Below are 10,569 nucleotides of genomic sequence, written 5' to 3' on the forward strand. Positions count from 1 at the left end.
TGAGGTTATGTCCATTCCTATGCAACGGTTGCCGGAGCAGCAGCCTTCCGTCTGGCAGCCGGCCAGTGTGAAGGAAGCGATTCAGCTCCAAAAACAATGGGGCGACGCAGCAGTCGTCGTGGCTGGCGGGACCTGGCTTCGCACCCGCTGGGAGAACGGCGTTTCCGCCGTGCCCCAGCATTTGATTAGCTTGGGCCGTATTCCGGCGTTAAAAAGCCTTTCCATGGATGAGCGGCGAGTGGTTTTGAAAGATGGCGAGCATGAGCTCATGGGGCCTCTATATATACGTTATGGGCCGCTACTGAGTCTTAGCGCCGTGATGACCAGCGAGCTCACGCGCGAGCATGCTCCGCTCCTCCTACAGGCATGCGCAGAGGTGGCGGCGCCCTCGATCCGCAATATGGCGACAATCGGCGGGAATGTGATGACGCGTACGGGCGACCTCATTCCGGCACTGCTTGTGCTGGACGCGCAGGTGGTGCTCAGCGATGGCGGGCAGGAGCGCAAGCTGTCGCTTCAAGCATGGCTCGCCGCAACGGCTGATCCTTCTGAGATTATGACCGGCATTCTACTGCCGCTGCAGGCAACGACAGGCGAGAGTAAGAGCTGCCAGTTCTATCTAAAAGCGGGCCGCCGGGAAGCGTTCACCCCGTCCGTCGTGACAGTGGCAGGGGAGTTAACCTTCCAACCCGACGGTACGATTGCAAGCGCCAAACTCGCAGCCGGTGGCGGCACCGCCATCCCGGCGAGACTCACGCAAGCGGAAGCGCTCCTGACAGGCCAGCCGCTCAGCAAGGCGCTGCTCAAGAAATTGCATAGCGTCGCTTATGAACAGTGTGCCGCAGTCCCCGACGATTACGCGGGCATCGCGTATCGCAAAACGACAGCAGCGAACCTTATCGTCTCGGAATGTTATAAAGCTTGGCGGGGCAGCAAAGGGGGCGGAGCCGATGCTCCTGAATCGTGAGACGCACGCAAAAAAATGGATCATTAGGCCTGACGGCAAAGAGAAGGTGACCGGTGAACTCCAATATTTAACCGATTTGACCGCGCCCGGCATGTTGTATGGCAAAGTACTGCGCAGTTCGCACGCTCATGCGTGGATCTTATCGATCGATACAAGCAAGGCTAAGCAGGTTCCCGGCGTGCGCACCGTCATTACGGCAGACGATGTGCCGGGGCTGAACTTATTCGGCATCGCATTTCCGCATCAGCCGGTGCTCTGCAAGGAGCGTGTGCGCTATGTCGGCGATGCCGTAGCCGCTGTAGCGGCCGATACGGTGGAGATTGCGGAATACGCGCTCTCCCTGATCGAGGTCGTCTACGAGCCGCTGCCGATCGTGGACGATCCGGAAACGGCGCTCGAAGCGGGAACCATGCTTCTACATCCTGAGGGTAATCTGCTGCATCAGACGCGTCTGACCCTCGGTGACGGCGACATGCAAGAGGCCTTCAACACATGCACACACATCGTCGAGGAAACTTACTATACGCCCCGGCAAATGCACACATACATGGAAACGGAAGGCGGGCTGTTTATCCCCGAAGCGGACGGACGTCTTACTGTATATTCACCGACGCAGCACGGCTACAAGGACCGCTTCCAGCTGGCGCGCATTCTCGGCATCGCCGAAGAGCAAATCCGCGTCGTTTCGAGCCCGATCGGCGGCTCCTTCGGTGGGAAGGATGAGCTGAACGTGCAGCCGTTTGGGGCATTGATGGCACGAATCACGGGCCTCCCGATCAAAATGCACAACACCCGGCGCGAATCCGTCGTCGCCGGGATCAAGCGGCATCCGATGCGCATCCGGATGAAGACGGGCTGTGACCGCGCAGGGCGCCTGATCGCGCATCAGGTCAGCATCCTCGCGGACACCGGGGCGTACGCGACGCTGGGATGCGAGGTGCTGAATTTCGCCACCGAGCACGCTATCGGCCCTTACACCATCCCGCATGTGGCGGTGGAAGGCAAGAGCGTCTACACGAACAACGGCGTGTCCGGGGAGTTCAGGGGCTTTGGCGGCAATCAGGTGATTTTTGCCGTGGAGAGTCAGATCGAGCGCCTGGCCGAACGTCTCGGCCTGGACGCATGGGAGCTGCGCAGGCTGAATCTGCGCAGCCTGGACGACCCCGGCCCGATGGGGCAGCCCATCGTGGCCACGGAAGGCGCCTCGCAAGTGTGGGCGAGGGCGCGCGAGTCTAGGCTGTGGCAGCACCGCGCCCAGCCGGAAGAGCCGTGGCTGCGCCGAGGTGTCGGCGCAGCGCTGGTGATGCACGGGGCCGGCCTCGGGCTCGGCATCCCGGATCATTCCGGCGGCCGCCTCGAGCTGACGCCGGACGGCAAAATCCAGGCCTCCTTCGGCTTCGAGGAGTTCGGCCAAGGGCTCTATGCAGCGCTGACGCTGATGCTGCAGGATTGCTTTGGCTGCGCCGCTGATGACATTCGCATCGTCATCGGAGACACCGACCGCGTGCCGAGCAGCGGGTCGAGCACCGCCTCGCGCGCCACGACAATGATGTGGCGCGCGCTCCAGCGGCTGAAGCCGGCATTCCTGCAGAAGCTGCTGGCGCAGGCTTCCGAGATCTCCGGCATCCCCGCGGAAGAGCTCGTGACCGGCGTCGGAGGTCTGCATCGCAAAGGCGATGCGAGCGGCCAGCCGGTACTCACCTACCGCGCAGCCGCCGTAGAGCCGATCGTCGCGCATACGGAATTCCATTATCCGACGACGCCGGAGGGCAAGGTCGGCGCGCATTATTTGTACTCCTACGCAGCCGCGGTCGTGGAGGTCGAGGTCAATCTGCTGACCGGCCGGGTGAAGGTGCTGCATACCGATCATGTGATCGCCGCAGGGCCGGTCATTAATCCGATGGGCTTCCTCGGACAAATTGAGGGCGGCAGCGGGATGGCGCTCGGGTTTACGCTGACGGAGGACGCCGTGATGAAAGAAGGCCGCTATCTGCGGCACAACCTTGACACGTATCTTGTGCCGACGTTTACCGACAGCCCGCTCAGCATCCAGGTCGAAGCGATTGAGGAGCTGCCGGAGGGCGATACGTTCGGGCCGAGGGGCGTTGGCGAGATCGGCTCGGTCGGCCTCGCGCCGGCCATTACGGCGGCGGTTCGCCGGGCGTCAGGTGTGTGGGTGAACGCTTTACCGATTTCTCCTGAGGACATCGTGCAATCCATCGATTGGTTAGAAGGGGTGGAGGCCATTGATTAATACAACCTATGTACTGGCGTGCAGCATCAATGGAAAAGAAATTTCGATTCCTGTGCCTGCCTCCAAGCGGATGACGGACGTGTTGCGGGACGATCTGGGGCTCACCGGAACGAAAGTTTCCTGCGAGATCGGGCGCTGCGGCGCGTGCATGATTTTGCTGGACGGCCAGCCGGTGAATGCGTGCCTGCTCATGGCGTATCAAGCGTCCGGCGCAGCGATCACGACGATTGAAGGCTTGTCGGCCGGCGAAGCCCTGCACCCTGTGCAGCAGGCCATGCTGGAAGAAGGGGGCTTGCAATGCGGCTACTGCACGGCGGGCATGGTCGTCACCTTGAGCGCGTTATGGGAGACGAATCCGGCGCCGACGCGGGCGGAGGCCGAGAAGGCACTGTGCGGCAACATTTGCCGGTGTACAGGGTATGAGGGGATTTTCAGAGCGGTCGAGAAATGCGGGTTGTCTTTAAAAAGAGAGGGGTAGGAACCATATGAAAAAGATCATGCTGGCAGTAACTGCACTATTTGTTGTTATTCTTAGCGCATGTTCCAGCTCCACATCGACTTCGACGAACACAGCATCGCCTAGCGCAGCGCCGGCGGCATCTGCGGGAGCAGGGACTGCTGCGCCTGCGGCGGTAAAGACACCGAGGGTTGCCTTCGTCTATATCGGCGTACCGGGCGACGGCGGCTGGACGTACGAACACGATCAAGGCCGTCTCATGATGGAGAAGGAGCTTGGCATCAAAGCGACGACCGTGGAAAATATCCCGGAAGGCCCGGACGCGGAGCGCGTGTTTGAGGAACTGGCCCAGAAGAATGACATCGTGATCGGGACTTCTTTCGGGTACATGGATCCCATGTATGCCGTGGCACAGAAGCATCCGAATGTGATCTTCCTGCATGCGACAGGCTACAAAACGCTGCCGAACATGGCGACGTACATGGGACGCGAATATCAAAGCGCTTATCTGGTCGGGATAGCAGCCGGCAAAGTGACGAAGAACAATCACATCGGCTACGTCGGCGCGTTCCCGATACCGGAAGTCATTTACACGATTAATGCCTTCACCCTTGGCGCACAAAGCGTTAACCCGAATATTGACGTGCAGGTCGTCTGGAGCAACACGTGGTTCGATCCGGCTACCGAGAAGCAGGCGGCAATATCCTTGCTGGATAAAGGTGTCGATGTGCTGGCCGCTTACCAGGATTCGCCTGCGAGCATTCAGGCTGCGGCAGAACGCAAAGTATGGGGCATCGGCAACGACTCCGACATGGGACGGTTTGCGCCGGATACGTACATTTCCAATCCGAAATGGAACTGGGGACCGTACTACGTGCAGGCGGTCAAAAGCGTTATGGACGGCACCTGGAAAACCGGCGCGTACTTTGGCAGCATGAAGGACGGCATCACGGACATCGCGCCGATGGGCAAAAACGTGCCGGCCGACGTCAAAGCGCTCGTGGAGCAAAAGCGAACGGAGATGCTGAACGGTTCCCTGGATGTGTTCCAAGGGCCGATCGTCGATCAAGACGGCAAGACGCGCGTAGAAGCCGGCAAAAAGATGACGGACGATGAGATTTTAAGCACAACTTGGTTTGTTAAGGGCATTAAAGGTGTCATTCCTAAATAAGGACGCGGGGAGGAAGGTGAGGACGATGATAAACCAAGATACAACGCTAATGAACGAATGGCATCCGGTGTTATTGTCGTCGGCACTTGGAGATAAGCCGGAGGCCGTGATACTGCTTGGGGAAAAGCTGGCGGTATTTCGTACCTCGAACGGGGTGCACGCCTTCAAGGATCTGTGCATTCATCGCGGTGTGCCGCTTTCCCTCGGGAAAATAAAGGAGGATGAGTTGGTGTGCGCGTACCACGGCTGGTCATATAACGGCTGCGGCGCCTGCACCCGGATTCCGTCACTGCCGAAGCACCAGGCCATCCCGTCCAAGGCCAAGGCGCAAGTTTACAGCTGTGTTGAAGCGAACGGCCTGATCTGGGTGTGTCTGGGCACACCGTCCCGGCCCCTCCCTCCTGTGTGCGGTTTCATCCCCGATGGCTTCAAAGAGGTCTTCATGGGTCCCTATACCCTGCAAGCTGCAGGTCCTCGCGTGGTTGAGAATTTCCTCGATGTATCCCACCTTATGTTTGTGCATGAGGGACTGCTGGGCGATGCGGATTATGCAGAAATCGATGATTACCGGGTCATGGAAGAAGACGGCGTTCTCCGCACGGAGGAGATCGTCGTCTACCAACCGGATGCCGACGGCACCGGGCGGGGCGTGAACAGCCGCTATGTATACGAAGTGTACGGTCCTTTATGTGTGGGGCTAACGAAAACCGACGATCGTTCAGACCATATTTTCCGGTTATTCCTTATGGTGCTGCCGGTCACCGAAAGCCAGAGTGTCGCCTATATGTTGAAGCAGCGCAACTATGCTTACGACGAGCCCGATGAGGTGTTCATCCGCTTCCAGGACACATTGATCGAGCAGGACCGCGTGATGGTTGAAAATCAGAAGCCGGAGCTGCTCCCGCTGGATCTGCAGGCGGAGCTTCATCTGAAAGCGGATCGGCTCAGCATCGCTTACCGCAAGCGGCTGCGCGAGTGGGGCGTAACCTTCGGCACTGCTTAGGCTCCGTGGAAATGGTTAACGTGGTAAACTTAGGACTTACGAAATAAAAAAAGGGTTGTATAATTAGATTAGCTAATTATACGACCCTTTTTTGTATTGAAACGAATGCTACCACCAATAATTGGATGGCTCGGAGGCGTTTTGTTTTCTCGTGTGGGAAGGGACCTGAAATGTCTTTAGCAGAGCGGCTGTTTCTTCCGGGGAAAGCGGTTGCGCAGCCAAAAAGGAATCGGCTTGTTTTTTCAGTTCTGCACGTTTAGCGGTATGTACGGAGCCTTGCAATTCGGGGTTTAGTTGAATGACTGCCATAGGTAATAACTCCCTCTCAATAGTAGTAACGTACTAGCGTAATTATAGCAAAATATTCATATATAGGGGAGAGATCTTTGAAAATATTACAAAGAGGCCTATTAGGTCTAATCTTGCTTGTGCTGTTGATTTTACAGCTTTGGTGCACGTATATTACATTTCACTTCCCTTATAACGGGATTTATGTAGAGGTTAAGCAAGATCAGCAGCGAGACGCGGGAATCGTCCAGACCTCCTATATCGTGAACCGGATGGAGGCCAACGGTCGCAATGTCGAGGTGCATGAGGGGGACGTTATTCTTCAGATCAACGGTGGGCCGCCAGGCGAATGGTCGACGGTGAAAAGCTGGAATGTTGTCGAAAAAGCGCGAACGCTGCTCATCTTGCGAAACGGGCAAGAGCAGTTTATTCAATTGACCAAAGGAAGACCTTCCGCCGTGGATTTGATTCCGCTGTTTGAGGAGGTGGTGTGCGTCTTCATGTGCGGGCTGCTGCTAATCAAAGAACGGCGATCGCCATCGGCCAGGCTGCTTGCGTATGCTTTTTTGAGCGCAGCGCTGATTTTCCTGAGTCTTGGCGCATCCAACCGGGGCGATACGATCGGCAAGCTGCTGATTGCGTCCGGCATGATGATGCTCCCGATCGTCTTCTTGCATTTTCTGGTCGTATTCTTTAAGGAAAAAGGCGATATGGAGCTTCCACGACGCCTGTTCAAATACTTGTACGGCATCGCGCTGGCGGCGATTGCGCTGCGCAGCCTGTACTTTTTTCCGTCCATGGCTTATATTTACCGGTTTGACGGCTCGCTGACGATGGCGTTTTTCATTGTCGTGATTACGCTCAATATTGTGCTGCTGTCCGCATTGTTCGTGAAGGTGTGGCGGGTGCAGTCGCAGCTGTCCACCATCATCAAGAGCGTATTTTTCTCGCTGCTGATTTCCTTTTTGCCGATTATTACGCTGTCTTTTTTGCCGCAGCTGCTTGCAGATGAGTGGATTTTCGATCCGATGTATACGAGCTGTTTGCTGCTCATTTTCCCCATTACGTTCGCGTACTTGATCGCCTCCAATCAGCTTTACGACATTGGGCTTGTGGTGCGGCGCTTCCTGTTTGCGGCTGTGATGTCGGTAGCGCCGGTCGCTGTGTTTACGGCTATTTTCGGAATGCTGTTTCATGCGGAAACATATCCGAGGCAGCTCGCTACATTATTTATAGGGTTAATTATTCTGATGTCGACGATGCTGTATGCAGCCGAATATTGGACGACGCGTCTTGAACCGTATTTATTTCCGCGTAAATTCATGCTGAAGCTGGCTTTGAAAAAGATTTCCAAAAATCTCGGCTCCATCTCCTCGTTCCGTGAGCTTAAAGATATTATTCTCGTGGATATTGTGAATACGCTCGGCGTGATGGGCGTGGCCATCCTGATTCGGAGCAAGGACGGCACCGAGATCATTTCTGCCGGCGAGATGGATCACGCGGAGCTGGAGATGTTGATGGCGCGGGGCGCGCTGAGAAACCATGTTTACTATACGGTCATGGAAATCAACGATCACGAGGATTATTCAAGCTATCTCATTGTGACGAGCAAGAAAACGAACACCCGGATCGGCAACGAAGAGCGCAACTGGCTGCAGCTCATTACATCGTATTTGGAAGTCGGCCTGGAAAATGTGTATCTGATCCGTAAGCTGACAGGCAAGCTGCAGCAGATGGTGTGGGAGGTGCCGCAGGAGGAGAACTTGTGGCTGAGCAAGGTCATGTTCGAGCTGCAGGAGGAAGAACGTATTCGGATTGCGACAGATTTGCACGATACGACGATGCAGGATTTATTTTTTCTGAAACGAAGATTATCTTCATTGGCCGACAAACCGACGATTGGGCAAGAGGACCGCGAACAAATTAACTCCATGAACAATTTTGTGGAAATGATTAATGCGTCTCTGCGGCAGAGCTGTTTTGAGCTGAATCCGCATTTGCTGAAGGAAGTCGGTCTCAAGCAAACGTTAAAAAGCTTTATCGAAAAGGAAAAATACAGCACGCCGTTTGAGCTTACGCTGCAAATGGGGTCCTTATTGCAAATTGAAGAGAAAGATTTACCTTCGAAACGTCACATTTTCCGCATCGTGCAGGAGCTGCTGAACAACGCGAAGAAGCATTCGCACGCGTCCGAGGTCATTTTCCATCTACGGGAAGACCGGCAGTCCTTTTACTTACACTATGAAGATGACGGCGTAGGCTTTCCAACCGATCAGGAAGCTAAGTTGGAAATCGGCGGCTCCGGCATGGGGCTGGCGAATATGAGAAGTCGCGTGCTGCACGTGGGCGGGAAATTCGAGATGAATTCGAGTGAGGGGAACGGGACAAAAATTACGATAACCATACCGATCGATGAGGTGCTTACTACATGAGTGAAGTTGTCAAAACATTAATTGTCGATGATCATCCCTTATTTGCCCGGGCAACGAAAGCGCTGCTCGGAGAGATTGAACGCATACAAGTCATTGGCGTTGTCAGCAACGCGAGGGAATGCTTGGAGCAGGTAAAGCTGCATCAGCCCGGACTCGTCTTTCTGGACTATCAGCTGCCCGATCTCACCGGCACGGACGTGGCCGTCCAATTGAAGCAACTATATCCCCATATTCATATCGTGATTTTTACGGGCATTGAGCTTGCGGGGATTTACAATAAATTGATTGAAATTAAAGTTAGCGGCGTGTTGTCGAAGGAATCCAGCGAACGCACGATCAAAAACATGGTATACTGCATTCTTGACGGGTATACGATGATTCCGCTTCCGGTGTTTAACCAGATGCAGCTGAATGACGCAAACGCTCAGGAGGAGTGCGAGCTAAACGACGAAGAAGTGCTGATGATGAATATGCTGGTCAAAGGAGCGACCCACGAGCAGATCGCAGAACGTATCTTCATGAGCAAGCGGACCGTCGATAACTATTTGCGGAAAATTTATGATAAATACGGCGCCAAATCCAGGACGGAAGCGCTCGAGAAGTTCATTAAGAGTAAATATTACACCTAAAGATGATGGAAAGTAGGCGCGGGGATGGAGGACATAGGGCGGCACTTGTATCGCATGATCGATACATATATGTATGATGAGGATTTCAAAAGCCTGCTGATCGCCTGCTTGGCCGACCAGGAGTCGTCGAGCCACGCATGGTCGAAAATCACGCTGAGCACCCATGCCATGCTCGGCGGCGTTTCGCCGTATATTTACCGCCGGGCGGCGCTGACCGAGCTGCTCGTTCTGATCCTGGACATGGTCGACGACCTGCAGGATCAGGACAGCGTCAGCAAACCATGGATGCAGGTGCCGCTGGCCAGCGCCCTGAACGCGGTGCTCGCCTTCATGGCAGGAGCGATTGCGGAATTGGGCGAACTGGGGATCCGCGATCATATCATGGCCGAGGTCGGCAAGATTCTTGCCCGCTCGGTATGCGGTCAGCATAAAGATGTGGTGAACAGCGTCAACACTCCGGATGAATATTTGATCATGACGCAGGAAAAGTCGGGCTCCTTGTTCCGGCTCGCCTGCTATATGGGCTATGCGGGGGAATCGTGCTCACCGGAAAATGTGGAGCGGCTGCATCAGCTCGCGGATTGCCTCGGCCTTATTCATCAGATTCAGAACGACATGCGCGATCTGGTTCGCTTTGACGAGAAAAGCGATCTGCTGGCGAGGAAAAAGACGCTGCCGATCTTGTATTTGCTCTCGATCGAGGACGAGGCGTTTGCGCAGTTGAAGGCTTACTATGCGGGGGGGCTGTCCGCAGATTTTTTGGGACGGGAACGCGAAGCCGTCCTGCAGATCATTCACGACTCCGGCTGTCTGGAGTACGCGCGCATCGTCCAGTCCGTCTGCGTGCAAAAGGCGGAGGAGATTTATCAGGAGCTGGATGCGCAGTCCCCGTGGAAGGAACGGTTTCGGCAAATCGCGTGGGGCGATTATGCCGCGAGTGCGGAGGAGACGGCGCAGGCGGAATCGTAGGTAGAGCAGGGGCGCCCTGCTCTTTTTTTTTTGTATCTTTAGCCGAGCAGCTTCGTTCCCCTCTGCAAGTTAGGCTCTCTGTTCAGGGCACGATGGTAGTGTCCGCGTCTACGCGCGGTTGAGGGAACTGAGCGACCTTAATCGTTCGAGAAAACGCTTGCATTATAATGAAGCGGAACGAGATGCGCTTATTTGGGGCGTGCATGCGGTTTTCAAGCCGAAACCCGCGAAATAGTGTCGTCTCAATCCCCTTCCTCGGCAAAATGGGGGAGAATCCTCGAAATAGCGCCCTCTCGTTCCGCTAGCCGCCGCTTTCGGAGCAAGAACCGCAACCGCGCCAGAGCGCAGCCGCCCATACCATCCAGCCCACCTAGCCTCGACCCACCGTTATGGAAAACT

General features: G+C 55.6%; 9 protein-coding genes. 8 read left to right on the plus strand and 1 reads right to left on the minus strand.

Features of this window, described 5'->3' with window-relative positions; translation table 11 throughout:
• The first annotated feature begins 7 nt into the window (after positions 1 to 7).
• The 5 genes from EJQ19_RS06515 to EJQ19_RS06535 are packed head-to-tail and all read left to right on the plus strand — an operon-like array spanning position 8 to position 5,852.
• Positions 8 to 967 carry an FAD binding domain-containing protein gene (locus EJQ19_RS06515; protein ID WP_126140398.1) on the plus strand — a complete coding sequence of 320 codons (960 nt, stop codon included), beginning with the start codon at positions 8 to 10 and terminating at the stop codon, positions 965 to 967.
• A complete protein-coding gene (pucD, locus tag EJQ19_RS06520; protein ID WP_126140408.1) occupies positions 951 to 3,221 on the plus strand; it encodes a xanthine dehydrogenase subunit D in 2,271 nt (756 codons plus the stop codon). Before EJQ19_RS06515 ends, pucD begins: the two co-directional genes overlap by 17 nt.
• Positions 3,214 to 3,699, plus strand: coding sequence for a (2Fe-2S)-binding protein (locus EJQ19_RS06525; protein ID WP_126140399.1), 486 nt, complete (start codon positions 3,214 to 3,216; stop codon positions 3,697 to 3,699). Before pucD ends, EJQ19_RS06525 begins: the two co-directional genes overlap by 8 nt.
• A gap of 7 nt (positions 3,700 to 3,706) precedes the next feature.
• The gene (locus tag EJQ19_RS06530) at positions 3,707 to 4,849 is read left to right on the plus strand and encodes a BMP family ABC transporter substrate-binding protein (protein WP_126140400.1); all 1,143 of its coding nucleotides are present in this window, start codon (positions 3,707 to 3,709) and stop codon (positions 4,847 to 4,849) included.
• Positions 4,850 to 4,874: 25 nt separating this feature from the next.
• Positions 4,875 to 5,852 (plus strand): aromatic ring-hydroxylating dioxygenase subunit alpha, encoded by a 978-nt coding sequence (locus tag EJQ19_RS06535; protein WP_126140401.1) that lies wholly within the window; start codon positions 4,875 to 4,877, stop codon positions 5,850 to 5,852.
• A gap of 108 nt (positions 5,853 to 5,960) precedes the next feature.
• Here EJQ19_RS06535 and EJQ19_RS06540 read toward each other — a convergent pair whose 3' ends face one another.
• Positions 5,961 to 6,161, minus strand: a complete 201-nt coding sequence (locus tag EJQ19_RS06540) for a hypothetical protein (RefSeq protein ID WP_126140402.1) — start codon at positions 6,159 to 6,161, stop codon at positions 5,961 to 5,963.
• Between the two features lie 77 nt (positions 6,162 to 6,238).
• On the opposite strand from EJQ19_RS06540, the gene EJQ19_RS06545 reads away from it, so the two are divergent.
• The 3 genes from EJQ19_RS06545 to EJQ19_RS06555 are packed head-to-tail and all read left to right on the plus strand — an operon-like array spanning position 6,239 to position 10,170.
• Complete coding sequence (locus EJQ19_RS06545) at positions 6,239 to 8,572, plus strand: ATP-binding protein (RefSeq protein ID WP_126140403.1); 2,334 nt, start codon at positions 6,239 to 6,241, stop codon at positions 8,570 to 8,572.
• Positions 8,569 to 9,201, plus strand: a complete 633-nt coding sequence (locus tag EJQ19_RS06550) for a response regulator transcription factor (RefSeq protein WP_126140404.1) — start codon at positions 8,569 to 8,571, stop codon at positions 9,199 to 9,201. Before EJQ19_RS06545 ends, EJQ19_RS06550 begins: the two co-directional genes overlap by 4 nt.
• A 24-nt stretch (positions 9,202 to 9,225) precedes the next feature.
• Positions 9,226 to 10,170, plus strand: coding sequence for a polyprenyl synthetase family protein (locus EJQ19_RS06555; protein WP_126140405.1), 945 nt, complete (start codon positions 9,226 to 9,228; stop codon positions 10,168 to 10,170).
• The last annotated feature ends 399 nt before the right edge of the window (positions 10,171 to 10,569 follow it).

The sequence above is a fragment of the Paenibacillus whitsoniae genome, assembly GCF_003955665.1.
Lineage (GTDB): Bacteria > Bacillota > Bacilli > Paenibacillales > NBRC-103111 > Paenibacillus_E > Paenibacillus_E whitsoniae.

Coding starts and splice junctions, on each gene's coding strand:
- EJQ19_RS06530 (WP_126140400.1), top strand. CDS start 3,707: ATGAAAAAGATCATGCTGGCAGTAACTGCACTATTTGTTGTTATTCTT.
- EJQ19_RS06555 (WP_126140405.1), top strand. CDS start 9,226: ATGGAGGACATAGGGCGGCACTTGTATCGCATGATCGATACATATATG.
- EJQ19_RS06550 (WP_126140404.1), top strand. CDS start 8,569: ATGAGTGAAGTTGTCAAAACATTAATTGTCGATGATCATCCCTTATTT.
- EJQ19_RS06540 (WP_126140402.1), bottom strand. CDS start 6,161: ATGGCAGTCATTCAACTAAACCCCGAATTGCAAGGCTCCGTACATACC.
- pucD (WP_126140408.1), top strand. CDS start 951: ATGCTCCTGAATCGTGAGACGCACGCAAAAAAATGGATCATTAGGCCT.
- EJQ19_RS06515 (WP_126140398.1), top strand. CDS start 8: ATGTCCATTCCTATGCAACGGTTGCCGGAGCAGCAGCCTTCCGTCTGG.
- EJQ19_RS06535 (WP_126140401.1), top strand. CDS start 4,875: ATGATAAACCAAGATACAACGCTAATGAACGAATGGCATCCGGTGTTA.